This window comes from Shewanella sp. CG12_big_fil_rev_8_21_14_0_65_47_15, from assembly GCF_002783505.1.
In the GTDB taxonomy this organism is placed as follows: domain Bacteria; phylum Pseudomonadota; class Gammaproteobacteria; order Enterobacterales; family Shewanellaceae; genus Shewanella.
Window position 1 is genome coordinate 233,767 of record NZ_PFGL01000001.1, and the last position, 23,422, is coordinate 257,188.

Consider the following 23,422-nt stretch of genomic DNA (forward strand, 5'->3'; position numbering starts at 1 on the left):
CCTCAAATAGCAACAAATGGGGCGCGAGAGCAGGGTTTAGCGGAGGGCGTGAATCAGCCTGAGATAGAGTGATTTATGGGCACTATTTAAGGTAAAACGACCATAAGAAAATCTATAGCTGACGCCCGCCTAAGGGGCTGGAAACGCCACGCGTTGACAGTCCCTCTTGAGGCGTTTGTTATATGATTAGAGCCCAAAATCGCTTAAAGTCACACCAAAATAAGGAGTCAAAATTTCTAATTCAAATTGTTCGACTTCATGTTCAGGTACACGCGTAAACGTAGAATTATCATTAGGAGTCCACCATTTGTGTTCACCAGAGTAACTACTGCGATTATTGGAAGCAAAGATGAACTTAAACTCTCTTTCTAACCAACCATCACCATACTTTGAAAATAGGTTTGCCGGTCCAATAAACTGACCAAGAAGGTAAATGCCTTCATTCCCATGAGTGAGGTAAAAGTAATCACCAATATTTGCATTAATAAAATCTTCTGCTTGAGATGTAGAGGAAGTACCTTTACCTCGCGTATCTTTATGAACGTAAACCAGTCCAGAATTGATAGATTCAATAAGATCTCGAAATTCAAACTCACGCGTACCTTGAGATAATTTCCAAAATTTAGGTTGCATTATTCATCTCCATTAAAATCAGTCACAAAAATTAAAAAATCACATAACGCTGCCATAAGGGGTGACAGCCAGCGGCTTGCCGCGTCGTGGCTGGCACCCCATGGCGCGAAGCGCCCTTAACGGCTTTGTTAACTTATAACTCGTCCCGCGAAAAATCAGTGATACTATCTCCGAACTGACTGATGGCTCTTTCCTTCAACGGATTTAGTAACAGACGCAGCTCGACCAGATCGTTGCCAACATCAGCAATTTCATCCGGGTCATCTGAAGTTTCGCATGTTTCTGCCATTTGTTGTTCGAGCGCTATGAGGCCCTCGAGCACGTACTTAAGCTCTGACTCTGCAAGTTCAAGCTTGAACTGACTCATACAACTTTTCCTTCTTTCTTAAAAACCCGAGATGCTTTTAGGGCCATTTCCTCAAGAAGTCCTTTGAACTTGTCGACCGGCATATTCCGAGTGGGCGAAATAGAGTAATGATGTGGCTTATCCTGAACCATCTTTAATCCATGAGGCGGCTGGGTGTTCGGTGGAAACCTCCAAACCCAACCGGTCATCGGCGCATTGTTGATACCTTCTTTATCGAACACGCTGATTCCTTTTCCGTTCGCGATGATAACCTTAATTCCATTTACGGTTGTGACATCGACATCGCGAGCTCGAACATTAGATAGACGAGGACTTGAGGCATTTCCAAGACGGAAAAGCTCTTCGGGTAGGATGTAAAATTCCTTTGGGTACATAATGATCTCCATATCGTTGATAAAAAAGTTAACGTCTTAGTATTTATGCGCTGCACTGTTTACCTCATTAGACCAGTAAAAACGCGCATGATTAACTAACTGTATTACAAAGAACTTATCAGCTTTCCATCAAATACACCATCCGCAAAAACGCGCATGCGCGTTTTTCAAACCTATTATCTAACCAAAATAAATTTAAGTAATTAATTTTTAATAATTTTATCTTTACAGGATTGGGATAAAGCGCACGTATATTGACTAAAAAGCACTCAAAACCACGCATTTTTGAATACAACTGTATAACGATCCAGTTTCAGCCACTCATGGTAAATCTGCTGAAAGCAAAACTAGATGAGCATTAATTCAAATGGCCTCAGAAAGCCCCTTTATCGACATCATAACCCAATTCTCCTGGTACCAACGCCACTGCCGCAGTTATTATCTGAATTCTGGCCGCCGCTACCATGGTAGGTTTCAGCATCTAGATTGATGATTTAACTGCAATTAATGCAGGAAAAGTAATTATTGACGAAATCCCCCCAACTAGTGCCCGAGGCTATACGTGAAAATGGATCGCCGTAGGGACTGGCACCTAAGTATTGGATGGTTCCATCTTCAACTTTGAGTCTTGCCAGTAAGATGGCTTCGGTTAAATCCCTTTGTGCTTTAATTAACCTCTTAATATCTTGGCACTTATCGCAACTCTTCCTTGACCATAAACGTCTTAGTATCTATGCGTTACGCTGTTTGCAAGGCATAAACCGCTTGTTCACTCAAACTTAAATATGACCACGGCCATATCAGTGTTAATGGGTAAAAATAATGCCCTAAATTCCCTATCGACACCCTACTTTTTCCTTGTAATATAAAGCCTTTACTATTGTTAAGGGCCAAGAAAGACAATGTATATTCCCAAGAACATGATCATGTCAGGCAATGAGGCCATCACAAATTTTATTGCCCAGAACAGCTTTGGGTTGATGGTTTCTGGCTCACTTAATGCGACCCATATTCCCTTTGTGCTCGATGCGACAGCGGGCAAAAATGGCGTGTTATATGGTCATGTTTCAAGGGCTAATTCGCACTGGCAGGAAATAGCAAACCAGCGAATATTAGTCGTTTTTAGCGGGGCACACTCTTATATTTCTCCCACTTGGTATGATGCTAAACCTGCGGTGCCGACATGGAATTATACGGCGGTACATTGTTATGGGGTTGCACTCTTACTTAATGATGACGAAACCCAAGCCGTTTTAGATAAACTAGTGGCGCAGTATGAACCGAAATTACTGCAAGATAAGCAGCTTATGCCAGATGAGTACCAGCAAAAACTGCGACAGGCCATAGTCGGTTTTAAGATTGTGATTGATGAAATACAAGCGAAGGAGAAGCTCGGTCAACATAGATCCAGTGGCGATCAACAGGGCGTTTTTAGCAGCTTAAGTGCCAGTCCCCATCCCGATGCTAAACAGCTAGCTCAATATATGCTTCAACGCGATATTGGTAGAGGCAATAAATCAGATAACTAACCTAGTTTTACTCAGCTTCCTATCGGTTAACTTCTCTGCATATAGGCTCAAGAAATAGACTCTAGGCAGAGTCACACTAACTAATCAATTTGCGATCAATTTGATAGAAAATACGCCAGAGGCAGAGGATTTAAGTTATCTACCCAGCCTATAATAGCCTCAGCCAGTTTGGAATGGGATTGTGGTAAAAGATAGCCTGCTCTAGGTCGATCAGGCTATCGTTTCTTTTACGCAGTGAGTTAATCTATGCCTTCATTGCAAGCCTAACTGCCTATGGGACATAGTAAAATCTCCAAGAAGACGAAGTTAGTTTAAAACTCTTTCTTCATGGTCATCCACTTGATGATAGAACTTCACTTCTTTAATTTTTTGCTCTGACTCTTCTTCGGTTAACACTTCTTGTTTGACTAGCCATTTGAATTTGTTGATCTCATTGCCCAACTCATTCTCTGGGTTGATATCTGCATACCAATGGGCAAGTTGCACTTTGCGACGCGCCATTAATTCTGCAATCAACGCATCATGGTGTTTGTCTTTAATGATAAAAATGTTGGCGCCTTCAGCTTTAAATACCGTATAGGTCACCTTAGTCATTAATGCCCATGTTAAGCAGGCAGCCCCAATAAATATCCACATGGGGTCAAAGTAAAAGACACCTCGCATAAAACTGCCGTAGCCACTTTGAAAAAGGCCAAGCACTATCCACAACACCCCAACGTTTCTAAGCCAATCATTTTGTTCAATTTGCTCGGAGCGCTTAAGGGGTAAATCACCGTAATAAACTTCAACATCCCCTTTGCCTGAAGCATCTTCATAGGCGTATTGGAACTGCTCTTGCCCCAAACTAAAGGTGTGTTTGTTTTTTCCCTTTTTTTGTATTACTTCCATTTTTTATCCTTTATCACTCATTCATCCAAAACAATGATATTTAAACAACTTATTGGCTTTTGAGTCAACAAATTAGCAACATTTTGATTCAGTTGATAGTGCCACAATACCCAAAGATGTTGAGTGCTAAAAACATGCAAGGCTTAAGCAACGCCAAAAATCCCATTCAACATTAGCAACAAAATTCTTGCGGTTTGGATGCAATAAACTGCTAGGATAACCGCTCAACTTTGAGGTTGATCACATTTATGCATGGTTTAACACTTTAGGTTTCTCTGCCAAACCACGGCTTAACCTGATACCCACCTTATGAGTAATTCGATGAAAAGAATAATAAATAGCTTAATAATAGGTCTGTTAGTCACGGGTTGTAGCGATCCAAACGATACGCCAGCGACTCAAACAACAGCGCAAACTTCGGCGCAAAATGCCACTCAAGCCGTGAGCCTTAAGCAGCAATTATCGGCCATTACCCAGAGGTATTTCGCCCTAAGACCCGAGATTGCCACCTATTATGGCGTGCCCGATGCGCAAGCGGGCAAAGGGGTGATGTCAAAACTCACCGACTACAGTCCATCCGCTGAACAGCATCGCCGTGAAGCCCTTAAAACCATACTGAGTGAGCTGAATGCTATCGATAGCAGCACCCTTAGCGCCTCCGAGCGAGTTAGCCTTAACTCGATAACATCCGAGGTGAAAGGTGCACTACTTCCCGCCGAAACCATAGCCTATGGCACTATGCTCGGCGAGTACGGTGTATGGTTTTTACCCTATTCAGTCAACCATTTATCTGGATTACATGTTGAATTCCCTGGCTATATGGAGGACAAATTTGCCGTCACTAATACCGCCGAGGCTAAGGCTTACCTTAACCGTTTAAGCCTGTATCTCGCGGCTATGGGTACCTTAATCGACAAACTCGCTCAAGATGTGCAGATGGGGGTGATCCCACCGGATTTTATTATCGATAAGACCATAGCCAATTTGCAGCAGCAGTTAGTGCACCATGCCAATGAGCATCCCTTAGTCAGCAGTTTTAACGCTAAGTTAGCCGCCGCCAAGGTGCCTGAAAGTGAGGCTTTAGCCAATTCCGCCGCCGAGTTAGTTGAAACTCACTATTACCCCGCGACTCGCCAGCTGATCTCTGCATTGCAAAGCGTGCGTTTAAAGGCGTCCCATATTGCGGGGATCGGTCATTTGCCCCAGGGCGCTAAGTTGTATCAGGCGATGATTAAGCATCTTGCCAACTCGGACAAAACCGCCGAGGAAATTCATCAACTCGGTCTCGCGGAAGTCGCCCGTATCACGGCTGAAATGGACGCTTTACTGAAAAAAGTCGGCTATCGCAAAGGGACTGTGGGCGAACGTATGCAAACACTGCTACAGGATCCTAAATATCTCTACCCAGATACCGCCGCAGGTAAACAGCAGTTAATGGCGGATATTCAAGCCAACCTTGCGCTAGTCAATGCCAAATTACCCCTATGGTTTGGCCGCTTACCCGATCAACAAGTCGCAGTTGAAGCCGTGCCCGACAGCCGCGCCGCGGCCACCAGTGGCGCATTTTACGATGCACCGTCCCAGGATGGGACGCGTAAGGGGACATTTTGGATAAGTCTGTACGATATGGCGGCGCTGCCATCTTACTCGCTGCAAACCTTGACCTATCACGAGACCAATCCTGGCCATCATCTGCAAACTATTATCGGCCTATCGGATAGCTTACCGCTGCTGAGCACCATTTTTTACTCTAATGCCGCTGGTGAAGGCTGGGCCCTGTATGCCGAGCGTCTTGCCGCGGAAATGGGGATTTACCAGGATAACCCCATCAACAACATTGGCCGCTTACAGTCAGAACTGCACCGCGCCGTGCGTCTAGTGGTCGATACTGGCATGCATGCCAAAGGCTGGAGCCGCGAACAAGCGATTGATTATGCCGTAAAAACAGAAGGCATCCACCACTCCGAGGCAACGGGCGAAATCGAGCGTTATGTGGTTTGGCCGGGACAAGCCTTAGGTTATAAATTAGGCGAGCTTAAAATTATCGAACTACGTGAAAAAGCCAAGCAAACCTTGGGCGATAAGTTTGATATCAAAGTCTTCCATGACAGGCTGCTTGAAAACGGCGCCCTACCATTGGATCTATTAGAGCAAAAGATTGATCAGTGGCTCGAAACGGCAACGGCTCCCGTAACAACGGCTTAGGGCTTTGTAAAATCAGTAAGATAAATTCAGGGGCAGTCAAATACTGCCCCTGAAATTATGCACTAATCGACCTTGATACACCCAAATATCAAGCCCAGAGCCAGTCTGTGTTAGGCCCAACCCCAATAAATGCCGCGATGTTTATACCACAGCCAATTCAACAGCTTCTAAACGGCTCACACGGTTTGTGAAAACCGACGACTACGGCGCTGTAATAACCAAAAAATCATTAAAACACCAAAGGTTGCGGCAAAAAGGGTTAATGCTCTGGCAACACCGTAAAAATTCGTCAGATTAAAGGACACCCCATCGGACCAAAGTACCACTAAACCCAATGGCATTTGCAGTGCAATCGCCGCAAACCAATCGAAGGGTAATCGAGGAAAAAGCCGGTGATATGTAAAAAGTATCAGCCCCGAGAGCAAGATTAACAGCCCGGCATCATGGGCTCCTAAACCCAGATAGACAGGACTGTCATGGCTAAGATTGGCAACACTCCCGAGCAAGGCGTACATATAACCCGCACTGGCAACCAGTGCAAAACTGAGAAAGCTCAATACCGCTAAGAGAATACCTAAGCCAAGTGCGGGTAAATATTTCATAAACTGCCTCATCAATGCTGGGCGCTCAACCTCATCTATAAAACCATCAAGTTGAATAAATTAAGTCGAAAGAGAGTAAAGCTACAATAACAGCCCCAATTTCCCTTAGCTATTAAGACTATAGTCTTATGGCTAGCACATACTTGTGCGCAATATACAGTGAGCAACCAGGCAAAAATGTTCCGCCCACTGTTAATACACTTATTGAGCCGCCTGATATTCAGCTAACTGTTTGCTGTATTTGTTTTGGAAAAATGGATGATCCGTTAATTCAAGCGCTTGCTTCTCATACTTAATGGCCTCGGCCAACTGACCCTGGCTTGCATAGACACTTGCCAATGCATGGCAGACCTCGAAAGCCGTTGGAATCGCTGCTAAGGTTTGCAAATAAATATCGATAGCTTTGGTGGGGTCGGTCGTCTCGAAAGAACTTGCCAACGCGATAAGCGAATCGGTAGCGGGCACATCAAATCCATATTTGTCATTCGACAGGGTTTTATAATGCGCCAAAATGGCTGCTGCGCCCTGGCGTGATATTGCCGAGTCAGGCTTAAGCACTTGGTGTACATCGTTAAAAATCGCTTCAATACCATAAGCCGTCGCCAAAATAGGTTGGGTCATATAGTAAGTGCCATCGAAGCGCTTGATGCGATAGTCGAGTGCATCCGTGGCATTTGCTTTGATGATGGCTTCGAGCTTGGCAAAGTCCGCTAACTGATTTTGTTCGAAATCACTGTCGCTAGTGCTCATAAAAAGGAATCTTGGCTTACCTTGCATCCCCGCGAGCTTCTTAGCTGCATCGGTCATCACAAAGGCGTAGTTATCATCCAGTACCGGACTTGCGGCGATGTACGCATTAAATAAGCTTGGGCGATTCAAAAGTGTGTAGAGACTAAAAGTGGCATTGCCAGTGAAGCCATTGAGGATCCGAAAACCATTCGTGCGATATTGTTTATCGATAGCGGGCAGTAGATCTCGCTCCATAAAATCTAAAAACTGCTGATTTTCTTGCTGCTTAATGGCTAAGCTTTTTAACTCACCCAAGCCAGCATGACCATCTGGTGCCGTCACGATAATCGTTTCCAGCCAAGGCCAGCCGCCGTTATGGCTCATCCAGTCTTCCATTCCAGCGAGATAGCCATGGCTACGAGGGTGTAAATCCACCAATACCACATAGCGTTTATCCGCTTTCGATTGGTAACTGGCCGGTAATGTCACCTTAAAGTCAGCGGGCTCAGTTAACAGGCTCGAACTGACCTTTAACATCTGTGGTTGAGCGGGAAAGGTATTATCGGCATTTGCCGACACATTGAAGAATGCAAAGCTGTAAATCACCAGCAGAATTAATAGCGTACGCATAAATTTCATTCCTTGAAAATCAACTAGATGGGCATAGACCAAAGTTAACATTCGTATTATTGAAAGTAAATCCGGCATGTCGACCTAGCCCTTTAGCCAAACACAGCCTAGGCATCAAACATTCCCATTCTGGCTGTGATAGCTGTGGTAAGAGTCACGAAATCCACTAGCCAATTGTGCCAATAACGCTTAGGATCTAGGTTGCATTTTTAAGCCAACATATTGTGGAGTATCAAAACATTATGGGTATCAGAGCCATAGTCGTAGACACAGCGGGCACCACGACAGACCTAAACTTTATCCAAGATGTACTATTCCCCTATTCTGTCAAAGCCTTGCCAGACTTTTTAGAACAGAACCAACACAATGTATTGGTTGAAAACTGTATTTGTGACACTAAAGATATCGCCCTAGAACCCGAGGCGGACCTTGCGCGCGTGACTGAAATTTTGCAGCAGTGGGTCAGTGAAGATCGTAAAGCGACGCCACTGAAAACCCTGCAGGGGTTAATCTGGAAACAAGGCTATGCCCAAGGCGAATTTAAGGGCCATATCTTCCCGGACTTTATTGAAGCGGTGAAACGTTTTAGCGCGCAAAAACTGCGTATTTACAGCTTTTCATCGGGTTCTGTCGATGCGCAAAAACTGTTATTTAGCCACAGTGCGTGCGGCGATTTAACCGAGATGTTTAACGGTCATTTCGATACCCGTACCGGCAATAAACTGGATAAACAGGCCTATGCGAATATCCTCAACACCATCAGCTTAAGCCCTAAGCAAGTACTGTTTGTGTCTGATGTAGTTGAAGAATTAAAAGCCGCCGAGGCTGCAGGCATGATGACCTACCAGATGGTACGCGACAGCAAACAGCGCACCGGTGAGTTTCGCAAAATCAGCAGCTTCGATGAGCTAGTGATCGAATAACGCCTCCGCCAGCTGACTTAGCCGATAAAATAAAAGCGACCTTCTGGTCGCTTTTATTTGGCTGTTTAGCTGCTCTTCACAACCAACGGAAACGCAGCCGATATGCACTTTTTCACTTCGAAGCGATAACCATAATGCGCTTTTTTATCCGGTGTGATCTGTAACATCTCGTAATCATTCAATTCAATCACATTAGACTCGGCGGGTTTCTCACACCGTGAACGACCATTGGCCTCGAATGTAAAGGCAAAACTCGCTAGCAATTGTCGCACTAAGTGTTGATATTGAGCCCGCACCGATGCATAGGTTTGCTTACGTTCCTCCTCCTCGCGTTCTTCGGTGCTTGGCTCCCGTGCATTAGCACCTTGGTCATTTTCAAGGGTTGGCTTAATCAGAACCAAATCAAGGGCTGGAGCCTTAGTCTCCCCTGTTGTATCCGGTGTCAGCCCTAATACTGGTTCAATGGCACGCTGTTCAGGGGTTTGTTGGCTTGCCGTGATTAAATCGGCATATGACGTTTCAATACTGCCCTCTAAATCGATCAGCAGGCTCAAGTGATACAGCACCACAGACGCTAACACAATGCGGACCAAAAAGGTCGTTTTACGAAATGAGGTATGCGAGGTGAGCCGTAACGATTTGACACCTAAAGGTTTAAGTAAAAAGATCAACACTAAATAAATGGGAATAATCAGCTGCAATGCCAGCAGTAAAATGGCACTCACCATCAAAAACCAAGCGGGCATATAGAGTAAAATCGCTAAGTTATGGGTGTAATCTAGATGACTCGCCGAAACGCCAACCACTTCGTTCACTATGGCACCGGACCAACCTAAGGCAAAGTTGGCAATGATGGCATAAAACAGCAGTAGCACAGCTTTGCCCGCGAGGCTGTGCCAGACCCGCTCGAACACAGGCCAAAACTCGATGGCCATAGCGATCACGGCAACCGAGGCAACTAAGCCCATTCCATTGGAACTAAAGGCGAGTATCAAGGCGATAAGATACAACTTTTGCGCAAAGGATAACTTAGCGACCCCTTGGTTTAAGTAACGCCATAACTTGCTTAATCCTAGCTGGAGCTTGCTAGGCAAAGGCTCAGTGACTTGCCGTAGATGCTGGCGAGCAGATTCAGTGTAACGATCTAAATTCATTATTATTTTAAATTCCGTTTACGATTAAGACGTGCATGAGTTGCCGATATAAGCTGCGAAACCTATGGCGACACTCGTATCACCTATGCCAGTGTAGCGATTAACTTTAGCAATTCGCTAGCAAAACCTGCCGAATCGCCCCTTAGCGGCGAAATGAATCTCCCGCGAGATTCTATGTCGATGATGCGGAACAGAAATACCGTTTAAAGGGATTTGGAAGTATTTCAGTCAGCTTAGCTAAGCCCTGCACATACCTTTGATTACCCATCTTTGACTCCTGTTGGATTGACCACAGAAGCCAGCTTACGCCTTAGAGTTAACTCTAAGTCAACGGTTGATTGATAAACCCAATCCATTGCGCCTCTTTTTCCGCATAGTCGCGGTGCCCGCTCGCATTTCGCACCACAGACTGCAGCAGGCCGATTTTCTCGTAATATCTGAGCGTGTGCGCCGACAAACCAGTGAGTGCAGCAAACTGACCTATATTCATAATCTAACGATCCGCAGGATGGTTAACGCCATCATTCGTGGGCACATTGTCTAGTTCGAATGGATTGACGCCTTCGAGGCAACCAATGTTGTAGCCATACTCATGGGGATTGGAACGCCGCTGGTGATGGGTGTAAATACCACGGCACCGCAATGGCAAGACGCTGTATGTTTTGGTTGAATAAGGGTTTTACCCACTTGTTTAATCACACTCGACTCCTTGTTTCGCTTAATGTTATCGCTAAATGCCCATAACGCTATGGCTTGTCGCTTGTTCTTTATACTGCTAGTCTGACCATCTTAAACGAGCGTTTCAACTCGGATTTTTATATGGGTAATTCAATGCAAAATACATCGGAAAGTACAATGGAAAAATTTCTCGCACAGCATCCCATAGTCACAGAAATACCCGTCGCCTGGGGCGAAATGGATGCCCTGCAGCATGTGAATAATGTCGTCTATTTCCGTTATTTTGAAACGGCGCGTATCGACTTCTTTAACCGCCTCTTCCCGCTAGATGCACTATACAAGTCAGGTATCGGCCCAGTGATCAGCGAGAATCAGGCCCGTTATAAGCGCCCAGTGACCTTCCCCGACACTTTATTGATTAGTGTCAGCATCAGCGATATTCACAGCGATAGATTTACCATGCATTATCAGGCTTTTAGTAAACAGCAGCAGGCTGTTACAACCCTAGGAACTTCGGTCGCAGTCATGTTTAATTTTAAAACTGGCAAGAAAGCCGAACTGCCCGAAGCACTGCTGACCATTCTCAAACAACACGAACTCGCCTAAACTATCCGAGTCCATAGATAAATGACCATTCACTTTAAACCATAGGGAAGCATATATGTCAGATAAAGGAAATATCGAGATAGCCATTGAACATCATATAGATAGACAACGTTTTGTGATCCCCTTCGAAGGCTATGAAGCTGTTCTGGAATACCAAATATCAGGCAAGGATATCGATTTTAATCGCACCTTTGTCCCCAACGAACTGCGCGGCAAAGGCCTCGCCGAACGCTTAGTTCGCCACGGCCTAAAGTGGGCCAAAAGCCAAGATCTCACTATCCAAGCCAGTTGCTGGTATGTGCAGAAGTTTTTGAGATAATAAACAACTTCTGCATAAATATTTTTACATTTAATTATCTAATATTAAAATACTCTACAAATGTGAGTTGTTTTTACGAGCTACCTTAAAATGAATAATGATATGTTGAATGCTAAGACTGAAAAGAAAAACTTCAGGGAGTACATGTCTGACTCGAATACATTAATAAGCTTCTTACTGACATTACTAGCAGTATTAGCCCCCACATTCAGAGGTTCAGACTTTTTAAAACAGCTTATTCAACTAAATATTGATGGATTACTTTTATATCAGGCTATTTTTGCTTTTTTCGCCCTAATTGCTGCATTTGCGATATTATTCACAGTTAATCGACTAGTTAGTCATGCAAAGGTAAGAAATACGTGGCGCAGATATGGATATTACGTTTTTGTATTTGCCATGCTTGGCGCTCTATCTTTAAGCCTGAGAGAGTTTTACGCTCCTTCATCTTCACTTAGTAACTACTTTTTAGAGAAAGAAGAGCGTATCAACTATGCCTCAGTACAAGTAGAAGCTGGTCTAGAAATCGAATTAGAATATTGTTCTAAATCAGGTTCCCAAGTAATCTGCAATCTTGATGTTCGTAATGTTTCAAATGAAGATTTAGAAGTCAGTGGAGTCGGTGACACCAGAATATTTGATCAAGAGAATACGAAAGCCGAATTGGAACGTATACACGTAGCAAATGAGTTCATACGGTCTTACCAAAAAATTTCACTGACCAAAAAGTCATCGACATCTTTGAAACTATTTTTCAAATACCCTACAGAATCCAATCCAACTTTAATTAAAAAACTTAGTTTTAATTTAGATTATTCTGAAGGAAGAAGAGCTTTAGCATTCCGAAACATAGCAATTACAAGCAGTATTTAATCTGAGAAATCAAACTAAATGAGCGCAATAGTTATTGCGCTCATTTATAAGTAATAATGTTAACTTTACTAAATCCAATAAACAGGGTAGTGACGCTTGGGATCGGTGGAGAGATTATTGACCACCAACGCGACCAGCAGAAGCAAGACTGAACCTAAAAATACCGGCATTATGGCGTAGAGGAAGCCGAGTTGATGCACATTTTCACCACCAATCAGGCGATCAATGCCGTTGCACCACCGGGGGGATGAAGGGTGCGAGTCAGGTACATTAATGCGATAGATAGAGATACGGCTAAGGCACAGGCAAGTACCATATAATCGGCAAAGACTTGGTAAACGGCGACTCCAATTAAAGCCGATAATACACTGCCACCAATCAAGTTTCTGGGTTGAGAAAACTCCGCCAGTGGTGCGCCGTACACCAGTACAGCCGAAGCACCAAAAGAGCCAATAACAAACATGGTCCCCATAAAATTGGCATTCATATGAGTCGCTAGGCTGGCAACTAAATAGATGCCACAGAAAGCCCCAATCCATGACCACACAATCTTTTTAAGTGGTTGTCTTGGTGGACAAATATCCTTTGAACGCATGCGGGTAAAATAGAATCTCATGGTTAATCCGAGCCGATAAAAATAAAACGATGCAGATTAAGTGATCTGCATCACAGTTAACGGGTCGAAAAATTAACGCTTTAGCCGCGCAATTGCAATTGCGCTGACCAAGGAGTGCGCAGATTAAGCGCTTTCACCACTCAAATTAGCGAGTATTTCGCGGATATCTTCGGGGATAGGGCGACTTTTTTCACAGCGGTAGTCGTAATGTACTAAGGTGGTTTTCACTTCAGCGGTCTTGTTACCCGCTTGCCAACAGCTTTGGGTCAGCTCGAAGCTACTATTACCGATGCGACTCACATAGGTTTTTATCGTCACACTCTTACCGTAGTAAGTTGGGGCGATAAATGCCACGGTAAAACCCGCAACGATAAGATTCCATTGGTGTAAATCCAGTTCTGGGTTAAAAATCTCGAAAATCGGCGCGCGAGCGGTCTCGCACCATACGGGGATCACTGTGTTGTTAATGTGTCCTAGACCATCAATTTCGGTAAATCTTGGGTGGATTTCTAGGCTGTATTCGGTGGCTGACATACAAACTTCCTTTTTATTATTTTATGAATGGAAGAGCGTGGTGATTATCGCAATTAACCCAAACCATCAAACTCATCCATTATCCTAAGCGAAACGGGTTCTAGCATCTAGAACTGGCAGCTCGCGGTTTCTGCGGTTTGCTTGCCATTAGCATCGTACTTTTTCATACAACCAGCCTTACCCATATCATAGATTGTTTCGTATTTGAGCTTGCCACTGCTGTCGTAGGACTTAAACACGCCATGGCTTTTAGGGTTTTCTAAGTGATAAATTGTGCGTCCTTTGGTGACGTGCGAATAATCGGAAAAACCCGGCTCTTCCTGATAAAGCACCCCTTTGATATAGCGCTTATGGATCACATGCTGTTCATCGATACGCAGCATTTCACTCGATAACTTGCCATTCTGGTCGTAACACACTTTATCCACGGCATAATTACTGTCGAGGTTTTCGATACAATTTATGGCACCATTATCAAAATACTCCCGCTGTATGCCACAGCGCGCAATGGCGTTATCCCAGTAATAAGGTTCACCATTCCACATTTCCCCCTCTTGTTGGCAATAGTTCCAAATATCCTTAACCTGTCCATTAGGATAGAAAGTGTAATGGGGGCCAGAGAGACGGTTATTCACTTGGTGACCATAGCTACGCAGGGAATAACCACCATCGGTGGAATAACGCAGACTTGGGCCGTATTCCTTACCCGCTTGGTAACTGGTGATATCTAATAAACGGCCATTGGAATCAAATTGATATGCTTTATCTAACAGGCCATTAGTGTAATAGGACAATTTATATAAGTTACCGCTGCTATGGTACTCGCGCTGCTCGCCGTGTTTTATCGATGATGTTTCTGTATCTTTTTGATTGATTACCCCTTCACAATCATCTGAGTAGGGATTCTCACGCATAATACATTCGTCGTGCGAGGGCTTAAGCGTCACCGCTGCATTGAATTGATAACTCGTTAATTCAGTCAGCTCACCGCTCTGGGGATTAAAGCGCATTTGCTGGCCATCTAGCTCACCTTGGCGATAGTTTGCGATATAACTCACTACATTCGGACTTGAATACCAAATACTCTGGCCATTGAGGCGGCCTTGATCGTATTGGCTGGCAAGATACATCACATTATCTTTATTGAATGACTTAGACTCACCTTGGCGCAAACCATTAAGGTAACTCACCTCTGTTTTATTACCCTCGGTAAAAGTAAACACCCAAGGGCCAGTGCGTTTGCCCCCGAGGTAACTCCCTTGACCTGTACTATCGCGGTAATGCCCAACCGATATTTGTTCAATCCATGGCCCTTGTTTTACGCCTTTTTCATAGCGACCTTTAGCTCTCCCTTCTTCCAACCATTCTCCATCTTTCACGCCATTGCGATAAATGCCTTTTTCAGACAGCTTCTTCGCACCTTCGGTGCTGGAATCGTAATCTAGCGTATAGATTTCAGTTGGGCCGTCGAGCACATCCTGATTGTAGTGGGCAAAACCAAAGTTATCGGCCTCATCGAATATCGACTGTGCAATCCATTTACCTTGTTTTTTACCATCAAGGTATTCGCCTTCCCAATAGGTTTCTCGGCTGTCGGCTTCCATCCACTTACCGACTTTTTTACCCTGCTTATAATCGCCCGAATACATCACATTGCCATTGCGGCCATCGTAGGCTGCATAAGCGCCATCGAGCACACCTTGGGCATAATGACTTTCACTGGCAAGCCCTGCCCAAGTGCTACCCATGCCCATACTCATAAAATCGTAGGATGGGCCTGTTTTAGGAATGGCGGCACCACCGCTTTTAAGCCAATCAAAATCATCGGCCTCAAAGGCCACGCTCACCAATACAAAACTACCGTCTTCTTCGCTATAGCCACTGCGGTCGAAGGTGGTCACTAGGCTGTATTGACGATCTATGCCTTGGGCATCTTTATCTTTGCGGGTAAGCGGATAGCGCAGCTTATATTCGACTGCGGTCTTCACATCGACGGGGGAGCCTTCGGAATTACGATAACCCACTAAGGTCGGCTTGAGCTGAGTTGAGCCATCAACAATCGCTTTAATGGCAGGATCTTCAATCGCATCAACATCATAAGTCATACGATATTGTTGCGGTGGAATTTGGCTTAATACTTTACGAACGCTGCCCACAGTAAACGAGGTTAAGGTTGGCGCCACCGCATCGAGCACGGTTTGTAGGCGCGGTAACTTAGTCAGTTGGTCACCCTCAAAACCATAACCTCGCAGATGCTGACCCTCTGCATCCTTGAGCATGACGATCACTTCTTTAGTGCCGCCTTTATCAAAGTCGAGATAAAAAACCGCCACGATTTCTGCAGGACCATAATCATCGATACGCACACCGGGCGCATCGCCATAGAGCATTTCGCTCCATACTTGATGATCTTTCTGGTAGAAGTCCAGCCATTGGCCATTGGGTAAATCCACGGGACCGTGGACGATTTTGTCGTAATCCGCCGCCATAGCCGCAGGCAGTACGACAAAAGAAGACAACAACGCCAGCTTCACAGCAGCGCATAAATTACGAATCGAAAGTTCCATTTAACTATCCTTTATACCGACACCTTGCGCCTCGTGCGCACCAGCAAGCGCGCAAATTTTAAGCCAAGACAAGCACTTCAGGAAGTAGTAGAGACAAAAAAGGCCGCGATGGCAGCCTTTCAAGATCAAACATTTAACAATCAATTATTGTACATAGCATTAATTTCATGGGCGTATTTATGGTAGATCATCTTACGACGCAGCTTGAGCGTTGGGGTGATTAGCCCCGCTTCCATCGAGAAGGCTTCAGGCAGTAGAGTGAACTTTTTAATTTGCTCAAATCCCGCTAACTCATGCTGCAATTGTTTTAAACGCTGCTCAAAATGCTCCACCACATGACTGTGGCGCAGCAGATCTAAAGGAGACTCATACTTCAGCCCTTTCTCCTTCGCCCACGCCTCCAGAGACTCAAATGCGGGTACGATCAAGGCGGTCACATAGTTGCGGGCATCGGCAATAATCGCCACTTGCTCGATAAAAGGACAACGACCCACAGTGCCTTCGATCCTTTGCGGCGCGATATATTTACCGTTGGAGGTTTTCATCAGTTCTTTAATGCGATCTGTGATAAATAAATTACCATTGGCGTCAATCCGCCCCGCATCACCGGTTTTTAACCAACCGTCCTCAAAGGCGGCTGCGGTGTCTTCTGGGCGATTGTAATAGCCGCGCATCACAGTCGCGCCACGGACTAAGATCTCATCGTCCTTGCCTAACTTGATTTCGGTTTCTAATAGCGGCTGACCATTCGAGCCAGGCACCCGATTATCTAAGGTATTGCAGGTCACTGTCGCGTTGGTTTCCGTCATGCCGTAACCGCAAAGTACCGGAATACCAATCCCGTGGAAGAAGGCGCCCACATTAACATCTAACGCCGCACCACCACAGGGCATAAACTTCAGGCGACCACCGAGCACAGCTTGCAGCTTGCTGTAGACGAGTTTATTGGCAAGTTGCCATTGCAACGATAACCATAAACTGCCCTTAGCACGGCCCTGACCGACCTCGAACTGACGTTCACCCATGCGCATAGCCCAAGCAAACAGCTTTTTACGACCGTCACTGGACTTAGCCACTTTGTCTTGCACTGCGCTATACACTTTTTCGAGGAAACGCGGCACCACGCACAAGGTATGCGGACGCACGGCACTGATTGCCTCTTTCACTCTTTGGGTGTTTTGCAGGTAGACGTTATGTCCACCACGGCACAGCACATAGAAACTCCAACCCCGTTCAAACACATGGCTCAGGGGTAAAAAAGCTAAGGACACATCGCCCGTGCTGAAGGCCAGTTTTTGATCATGTTGACGCACGGTTGACGCCATATTGCGATAATCCAGCATCACGCCCTTAGGATCGCCCGTAGTGCCCGAGGTATAAATTAAGGTCAGTAAGTCATCGAGATTGGCTGCTTGTAAACGCTGATTAAGCTCGGCTTCTTGTTGGATCTCTTTAGCCGTGCCCGCTAACAGCGCGTCTAAATGCCAATGCCGCTCGGCACTATCGGCAGCCAGAACCACACTCGCATCGAATACAATGATCTGCTCTAGGCTAGGACATAACTTTTGCAGCTCGCAGGCCATAGCGTATTGCTTAGCATCGTCGACAAAAATGATTTTCGCCGCCGCATCATTCACGATAAAGCTCGCCTGCTCGAGGGTACTAGTGGGATAAATCGGCACCACAACGGCACGACTCTTAAGCGTACCTATATCGGCACAAGTCCACTGCGGGCAATTTTGCGCTAGGATAACGCAACGGTCTTGCACTTGTACGCCAAACTCAATCAATAACTGTGCAATCTTGCTACTGATCTGATCGAATGCTTGCCAGCTGACCCTATGCCAAGGTGCAGCCATTTCAAAACCTTCCAGCGCTATTGCGTCCTTTAGGGACTGACTCTGCTGCTGTAAGAGTCGAATTACATGATATTGTTCGAGAGACATAAGTGACTCACCTTTTAGCTTACAAGTGTACCGCTTTTGCAGCATTCTACCCGATGACTAAATAAAAACTAAGAGTTTTTGCTCTAATATTATGCAAATGTCGCCCAAATCACGGGGAAAAGTCCGTTTCAACCGTGAATAACATCACCTTTCCAGAGGGTTCTCTTGCCCCAAATCAGCACGAGATTCCCCAGCAGCATTAATACAAAATCCCAAATAAACCAATCATCTAAATTGCCGCCATCCCGTAAAGATGCAAGGCTAATAGACACCCACAGGGAATGCGCCACGACTATCATCATAGTGAGAGTGATCTGCCAAACTCGGCGACACATACTGCCAAAACCTAAGGTCAATGCGCAGGCCCAATAAGTGCTGAGCACCAGATGGCCAAGTAACGGTATATTCAGATCACCATCGAGCCAACTCAGCAGCAGAGTGCACACCAGCACTATGCCAACCACCACATTCAGCAGCCGTTGCTGCCCACGGCAAAATGCCGCAATGAGCCCCTTTCGACCATCAAACCCAGGCATCAGCAATAGGGTTTCGGTCGAGCGCGAACGCTGCACTCGGCTCCAATGCACCAATCCACAGCTAATCACGCTGAACTGTGCCAACAGCTGTAATACAGGGAAATTCCAATGGAATTGATGCGACAATATCCAAAGCACTATGCCGACTACAGGTAAGAGCAAGAGTAAAATCGTCAGCATAGGGCCGATAAAAAAATTGGTGGGATGCAGATATCGCTCGAAGCGACTTAAGATGCGCATAGATTGCAGATTGGGCAGCCAGAACCAGCCCATCTCGAGGCCATTAAGATAGACTGCTCTCGCCTCAGCACGCCAAGGTAAGGCGCGGCAGACACGGATTATCAACCCACCAAAAACCACCAGCGTCATCATGCTTAACCACAGGGGAATATGGGCCGCAATCGAGGAAATAAACGGCACCAACACAAACAGTAAAAACGACGCGTAAAACCACTGAGTGCTGAGTAAACAAAGCCAAATAAAGGCAAGACTCATCACCAAGGCCAAGACTAAACTGGCTAGGCTCGAGGTTAACTCCAAAGCCAAACAGCACAATACGCCTATGGCAAACACACAGGCTAACACCACCAAGCTTTGGATATAAATATGGCGGCGATAATGGGGAATTAACTGGGAACATTCGCTCGCCATTAGACGGATAAGTTGCCAGGCCACCGCCGCCGAGCTTGAGACTATTCCCATAGAAAACAACAGTTCAACACTGTCACTTTTGCCATTGGCTGCAGCGATACCAGCTAAGATCACTCCCAGTAAGCCGGTACCTAAAAAGCTCACACTGCCGATATCAAAGCACCAAAGGCGCAACATGCCCCTAAAAGGATTTAACCTCTGATGTGCCCTGTTTGTTGTCGCGGCGGGCATAAGGTTAAGCTCAGGCGCACTCATCTGTGTAGCTCCATAAACAGCTGCTCAAGATTTAAGGCTTCATTCTTTAACACACCCGCGATTGGCGCGCCGTGCCCACCTAAATCCACCAGCACTGAATCACCCACACGACTCAATACAGTAACAGATTCGGGCAATACCGCTTCGGGGGCGAGCATGAGTAAGCGCACTTCTTCCCGTAGGGCATCGATTTCCTTAAACAGCACTAACTCACCCTGTTTGATCAATGCCACATGGCTGGCAACCCGTTCGAGATCTGAGGTGATATGGGATGAAAACAGCACAGCAGAGCCAGACTCGAGGGCGAGATCGAACAAATCGACCATAAATTTGCGCCGCACAATCGGGTCGAGACTGGCGACGGGCTCATCGAGGATCAATAGCGCGGGCCGATAGGCCATCGCCATAATCAAGGCTAAAGATTGCCTTTGACCAACAGATAATCGTTGCACCTGTTGGGTCACCTCTAACTCGAAACGAACCAGCCAATCCTGCTCTAATTGCCTGTCCCAATCGGGGTAAAAACTGCGGTGTAGATCGAGGGCTCGCTCGATAGTAAAACCTTCATAACCAAAGGGTTGCTGTGGAACATAGCCAATACGCTCCTTCAGTTGTGACGTTAGATTTTCGGGCGTTGCGCCTAAGGTAGTGATACCGCCAGCATCCGGCGCCAAAATGCCCAAGGCGCAGCGCATCAGGGTCGACTTACCCGCCCCATTTTGCCCCAATAACCCGACGACCATGCCCGCCGTCAGCGTTAACGATAAATCCTTAAGCGCCCATTTTTCACCCGCGCCTTTGCCGCGAAAGACTTTACTCACTCGGTTAAATTCAAGTATTGGGGTATGGGCTTGGTCCATCGAATATCATCCTTTTTATGCTATTTATCGATACGTTACTTGGGGTTGATGACTAACCTTGCCAGCGGTCGTTGATCAATTTCAGTAACTCAACTTGGCTAACGCCTAACTGCTTAGCCTGTGACAACAACGCATCGAGCTGGGGTTCGAGTAGGCTCACCCCCGATGCCATAGCCTCGGTTCGCAGCGCAACCCGAGTCGCTTGGCCACGGCGGCGTTCGAGCCAACCTTGGTCGACAAGCTGCTGAATCGCGCGGGAGACAGTCATGGGATTGACCGCGAGATGCTCGGCAATCTGGCGTACAGAGGGCAACACATCTTCCACCTGCAGTTGGCCACCCACAATTAAACGCACGACTTGCTCGTGTAATTGTTTATAAATGGGTTCACCACTACTGGGGTTGACATTTAAAAGTTCTAACATTAGCCTTTACACACTGTATTAATACATTGATACACCGATACACTGGTATTTAAATTAACACATTCGCCCTGAAATGCAAAAAGGAAAGCGCGCATGAGAGATAGCATGATACACAGGAAGTTAAGCAACGCCGCTCAACGCCCTTCGCCCACTCGGCAACTGCATGGCGCTAAGGCCGCATGGTGCACGCGCATGTTAAGCATAAGCGCACTTATGCTGGCGATGGCAAGTTCGGCAACCTGGGCGAGTGATGTAAAAAGCCAACAGATGACAACAGTAAACAAGACCGACACTTGCTATGTGGAAGGCGTATCGGATCGCCTAAACTGCGGTTTTGTGACTGTGCCTGAAAATCCGAACAAACCCGATGGCAAACAGATCCAAGTGCATTACGTGGTCTTGCCGGCGGTGAAAAATGCCAACCATGAGGAAGCCTTACTCGCCATTGCCGGTGGTCCAGGACAATCGGCCATAGACAATGCGGCGGGTTTCAACGCCATGCTGAGCAAAGTCCACCAGCAGCGGGACATCCTGCTTATCGACCAAAGGGGCACGGGCCGCTCGAATCTATTGCAGTGCGACCAAGGGGCGCAATCTGCCCTGTCCTTCGACGACGACAATGTCGATAGCTTAGCCGAAGCACAAAAATGCCTAGCCAAAATCGATGCCGACGTCAGCCAATACGGCAGCCTCAATGGGATCACAGATTTCGAAGCCGTGCGCCAGCATTTAGGCTACAAAAAACTGCATGTGTACGGCATCTCCTACGGCACTCGCATGGCCCAGCTTTATATGCGCCTATACCCAGAGCACTTAGCCACAGTGACCTTAGACGGCATAGTGCCAATGCAGCAAAGCGTATTAGAAATTGGCGCATCGATTGACCGCAGCTTCGAGTTATTGTTTAAGGATTGCCAAGAAACCGCGGCTTGCCATGCCCAGTTCCCTGAGCTTAAAGCCGAATTCGAACAAGTTGTCGCCTCACTCGCCAACGCGCCGATAACGGAAAATGTCGCCGACCCTGTAACTGGTGAAAAGACCCTCTTGACTATGACGCGGGGTAAGTTCTACGGTTCCATCCGCATGGCGCTGTATCAAACCAATGTGCGCGCCCTTGTACCCCATGCTATTCATCAAGCGGCTAAAAATAACTTTCAACCGCTTCTGGGGCTATATGCCCTCACTATCGACAATGCTGGCATGGCGATGGGCATGCACGCATCCGTTGTCTGTGGCGAAGATATGCACCGGATTACACCCGCCATGCGCGAGCAGGCTAAAAACTCCTTTATGGGCAGAACTATGCTCGAAGGCTTAGAGGCGACTTGTAGCGTGTGGAAAGTCCCCGCGGTGGATACCAGCTTTAGCGAGCCCATTAGCAGTGATATTCCGACCTTACTCTTATCCGGTGAAATCGACCCTGCCACACCGCCGAGTTGGGGCGAGTTAGCGATGGAAAAACTCACCAATGCCAAGCACTTTGTCGCGCCCTATGCGACCCACGGCGTGGCCTATCAATCCTGCGCCAATAACCTTATCGCCGATCTTGTCCGCTCGGGCTCAGTCAAAGATCTCGACGGCGAGTGCTTGAAGAAAGATGTGCGCCGCAGCTTCTATTTAAATGCCAGCTCGGTAGAACCGCTCGATGTGACCAGCATAAAAACGACGACAACAGATGATAACGCCAGTACTGGGGCCAAGGAGTAAGCCATGATCAAAGTATCCCATCTATCCAAACGCATCGGTGACGTGCAGGCGCTCAAGGATTTAAGTTTTAGCGCACAAAACGGCCAAATCACTGGCTTGCTCGGCCCCAATGGCGCGGGTAAAACCACTTGTTTACGCACGATTTTTGGCTTGCTGAAACCCGATAACGGCAAAGCAGAAATCGAAGGCATAGATGTCGCCATCGACCCTATCGGCGCTAAGCAGCAACTCGGGTTATTCCCCGACCCTTTCGGTCTGTACGAGCGCCTAACGCCGCGGGAATATATTCGCTATTTTGCCGAGCTAAGCGGTTTATCATCCCGCGATGCAAAGGAAGCCACCAGCCAAGTAATAGCTAAATTGCGCCTCGAAGATATTAGCGATCGCCGCTGCAAAGGCTTCTCCCAGGGGCAGCGGATGAAAACCGCCCTCGCACAGGCGATTGTCCACAGCCCGAGCAATATTATCCTCGACGAGCCGACTAGAGGGTTAGATGTAATGAGCACTCGCCTGCTGCGTGACATTCTTATCGACCTTAAAAATCAAGGACATTGCGTGCTGTTCTCCAGCCATGTGATGCAGGAAGTCGCCGCACTGTGCGACCAAGTGATCGTCATGGCACAGGGTAGCGTCGTTGCCATTGGCAGCCCTGCAGAACTCTGCGCCCAAACTGGCAAAGCCTCGCTAGAAGATGCCTTTATTCAACTGATCGGCACGGATGAAGGGATAGCGGCATGATGATCCAAGCGAGCAACAACGCGGGCTGTATCTATGATGTACCAGCCCAGACAGGTATGAGCATGGCTAAAGGAATAA

General features: G+C 46.5%; 21 protein-coding genes and 3 pseudogenes. 8 read left to right on the forward strand and 16 right to left on the reverse strand.

Annotated elements, in window-relative coordinates:
• Nucleotides 1-186 precede the first annotated feature (186 nt).
• The 3 genes from COW15_RS00995 to COW15_RS01005 all read right to left on the reverse strand — a co-directional run bounded on the left by COW15_RS00995 (nucleotide 187) and on the right by COW15_RS01005 (nucleotide 1,374).
• Nucleotides 187-633, reverse strand: coding sequence for a hypothetical protein (locus COW15_RS00995; protein WP_293628857.1), 447 nt, complete (start codon nucleotides 631-633; stop codon nucleotides 187-189).
• Nucleotides 634-766: 133 nt separating this feature from the next.
• Nucleotides 767-1,000 carry a hypothetical protein gene (locus COW15_RS01000; protein WP_293628859.1) on the reverse strand — a complete coding sequence of 78 codons (234 nt, stop codon included), beginning with the start codon at nucleotides 998-1,000 and terminating at the stop codon, nucleotides 767-769.
• Entirely contained in the window at nucleotides 997-1,374 is a 378-nt protein-coding gene (locus COW15_RS01005) for a hypothetical protein (RefSeq protein WP_293628861.1), read from the reverse strand. The genes COW15_RS01000 and COW15_RS01005 overlap by 4 nt, the downstream gene beginning before the upstream one ends.
• 902 nt (nucleotides 1,375-2,276) lie before the next feature.
• Here COW15_RS01005 and COW15_RS01010 point away from each other — a divergent pair.
• Nucleotides 2,277-2,903 (forward strand): FMN-binding negative transcriptional regulator, encoded by a 627-nt coding sequence (locus COW15_RS01010; protein ID WP_293628863.1) that lies wholly within the window; start codon nucleotides 2,277-2,279, stop codon nucleotides 2,901-2,903.
• 306 nt (nucleotides 2,904-3,209) lie between these two features.
• On the opposite strand, the gene COW15_RS01015 is transcribed toward COW15_RS01010, so the two are convergent.
• Nucleotides 3,210-3,791 (reverse strand): hypothetical protein, encoded by a 582-nt coding sequence (locus COW15_RS01015; RefSeq protein ID WP_293628865.1) that lies wholly within the window; start codon nucleotides 3,789-3,791, stop codon nucleotides 3,210-3,212.
• A 321-nt stretch (nucleotides 3,792-4,112) separates the two neighbouring features.
• Between COW15_RS01015 and COW15_RS01020 the strand changes: the two genes are divergently transcribed.
• Nucleotides 4,113-5,996 (forward strand): DUF885 domain-containing protein, encoded by a 1,884-nt coding sequence (locus tag COW15_RS01020; protein WP_293628867.1) that lies wholly within the window; start codon nucleotides 4,113-4,115, stop codon nucleotides 5,994-5,996.
• A gap of 176 nt (nucleotides 5,997-6,172) precedes the next feature.
• Here the strand turns inward: COW15_RS01020 and COW15_RS01025 are convergent, their stop codons facing one another.
• Both COW15_RS01025 and COW15_RS01030 read right to left on the reverse strand, forming a co-directional pair.
• The gene (locus COW15_RS01025; RefSeq protein ID WP_293628869.1) at nucleotides 6,173-6,598 is read right to left on the reverse strand and encodes a hypothetical protein; all 426 of its coding nucleotides are present in this window, start codon (nucleotides 6,596-6,598) and stop codon (nucleotides 6,173-6,175) included.
• A 201-nt stretch (nucleotides 6,599-6,799) separates the two neighbouring features.
• On the reverse strand, nucleotides 6,800-7,957 hold the full coding sequence (locus COW15_RS01030) for an alpha/beta hydrolase-fold protein (protein ID WP_293628871.1): 1,158 nt from the start codon (nucleotides 7,955-7,957) through the stop codon (nucleotides 6,800-6,802).
• A gap of 242 nt (nucleotides 7,958-8,199) precedes the next feature.
• Between COW15_RS01030 and mtnC the strand changes: the two genes are divergently transcribed.
• Nucleotides 8,200-8,880: an acireductone synthase gene (mtnC, locus tag COW15_RS01035; RefSeq protein ID WP_293628873.1), complete on the forward strand. Its 681-nt coding sequence runs from the start codon at nucleotides 8,200-8,202 to the stop codon at nucleotides 8,878-8,880.
• 65 nt (nucleotides 8,881-8,945) lie between these two features.
• Here mtnC and COW15_RS01040 read toward each other — a convergent pair whose 3' ends face one another.
• The 3 genes and pseudogenes from COW15_RS01040 to COW15_RS01050 all read right to left on the reverse strand — a co-directional run bounded on the left by COW15_RS01040 (nucleotide 8,946) and on the right by COW15_RS01050 (nucleotide 10,733).
• Nucleotides 8,946-10,034 carry a hypothetical protein gene (locus COW15_RS01040; RefSeq protein ID WP_293628875.1) on the reverse strand — a complete coding sequence of 363 codons (1,089 nt, stop codon included), beginning with the start codon at nucleotides 10,032-10,034 and terminating at the stop codon, nucleotides 8,946-8,948.
• A gap of 334 nt (nucleotides 10,035-10,368) precedes the next feature.
• Nucleotides 10,369-10,524: pseudogene (locus tag COW15_RS01045) on the reverse strand (MerR family DNA-binding transcriptional regulator); the annotation flags it as partial.
• A gap of 3 nt (nucleotides 10,525-10,527) precedes the next feature.
• Nucleotides 10,528-10,733: pseudogene (locus COW15_RS01050) on the reverse strand (hypothetical protein).
• A gap of 156 nt (nucleotides 10,734-10,889) precedes the next feature.
• Here COW15_RS01050 and COW15_RS01055 point away from each other — a divergent pair.
• The 3 genes from COW15_RS01055 (at nucleotide 10,890) to COW15_RS01065 (ending at nucleotide 12,510) form a co-directional block, all read left to right on the forward strand.
• Entirely contained in the window at nucleotides 10,890-11,318 is a 429-nt protein-coding gene (locus tag COW15_RS01055) for a thioesterase family protein (protein WP_293628879.1), read from the forward strand.
• 55 nt (nucleotides 11,319-11,373) lie between these two features.
• The gene (locus COW15_RS01060; RefSeq protein ID WP_293628881.1) at nucleotides 11,374-11,637 is read left to right on the forward strand and encodes a GNAT family N-acetyltransferase; all 264 of its coding nucleotides are present in this window, start codon (nucleotides 11,374-11,376) and stop codon (nucleotides 11,635-11,637) included.
• A 90-nt stretch (nucleotides 11,638-11,727) separates the two neighbouring features.
• Nucleotides 11,728-12,510, forward strand: coding sequence for a hypothetical protein (locus tag COW15_RS01065; protein ID WP_293628883.1), 783 nt, complete (start codon nucleotides 11,728-11,730; stop codon nucleotides 12,508-12,510).
• 68 nt (nucleotides 12,511-12,578) lie between these two features.
• Here the strand turns inward: COW15_RS01065 and COW15_RS01070 are convergent.
• The 7 genes and pseudogenes from COW15_RS01070 to COW15_RS01100 all read right to left on the reverse strand — a co-directional run bounded on the left by COW15_RS01070 (nucleotide 12,579) and on the right by COW15_RS01100 (nucleotide 20,899).
• A pseudogene (locus tag COW15_RS01070) lies at nucleotides 12,579-13,126 on the reverse strand (HPP family protein).
• Nucleotides 13,127-13,249: 123 nt separating this feature from the next.
• Nucleotides 13,250-13,660 carry a thioesterase family protein gene (locus COW15_RS01075; protein WP_293628885.1) on the reverse strand — a complete coding sequence of 137 codons (411 nt, stop codon included), beginning with the start codon at nucleotides 13,658-13,660 and terminating at the stop codon, nucleotides 13,250-13,252.
• 107 nt (nucleotides 13,661-13,767) lie between these two features.
• Complete coding sequence (locus tag COW15_RS01080) at nucleotides 13,768-16,227, reverse strand: hypothetical protein (protein ID WP_293628887.1); 2,460 nt, start codon at nucleotides 16,225-16,227, stop codon at nucleotides 13,768-13,770.
• 140 nt (nucleotides 16,228-16,367) lie between these two features.
• Nucleotides 16,368-18,173 carry a long-chain fatty acid--CoA ligase gene (locus COW15_RS01085; RefSeq protein ID WP_293628889.1) on the reverse strand — a complete coding sequence of 602 codons (1,806 nt, stop codon included), beginning with the start codon at nucleotides 18,171-18,173 and terminating at the stop codon, nucleotides 16,368-16,370.
• A 128-nt stretch (nucleotides 18,174-18,301) separates the two neighbouring features.
• Nucleotides 18,302-19,615, reverse strand: coding sequence for an ABC transporter permease (locus tag COW15_RS01090; protein ID WP_293628890.1), 1,314 nt, complete (start codon nucleotides 19,613-19,615; stop codon nucleotides 18,302-18,304).
• The gene (locus tag COW15_RS01095) at nucleotides 19,612-20,475 is read right to left on the reverse strand and encodes an ABC transporter ATP-binding protein (protein WP_293628891.1); all 864 of its coding nucleotides are present in this window, start codon (nucleotides 20,473-20,475) and stop codon (nucleotides 19,612-19,614) included. The genes COW15_RS01090 and COW15_RS01095 overlap by 4 nt, the downstream gene beginning before the upstream one ends.
• A gap of 52 nt (nucleotides 20,476-20,527) precedes the next feature.
• Nucleotides 20,528-20,899, reverse strand: a complete 372-nt coding sequence (locus COW15_RS01100) for a GntR family transcriptional regulator (RefSeq protein ID WP_293628892.1) — start codon at nucleotides 20,897-20,899, stop codon at nucleotides 20,528-20,530.
• 93 nt (nucleotides 20,900-20,992) lie between these two features.
• On the opposite strand from COW15_RS01100, the gene COW15_RS01105 reads away from it, so the two are divergent.
• Nucleotides 20,993-22,606, forward strand: coding sequence for an alpha/beta fold hydrolase (locus tag COW15_RS01105; protein WP_293628894.1), 1,614 nt, complete (start codon nucleotides 20,993-20,995; stop codon nucleotides 22,604-22,606).
• Between the two features lie 3 nt (nucleotides 22,607-22,609).
• Entirely contained in the window at nucleotides 22,610-23,344 is a 735-nt protein-coding gene (locus COW15_RS01110) for an ATP-binding cassette domain-containing protein (RefSeq protein WP_293628895.1), read from the forward strand.
• The last annotated feature ends 78 nt before the right edge of the window (nucleotides 23,345-23,422 follow it).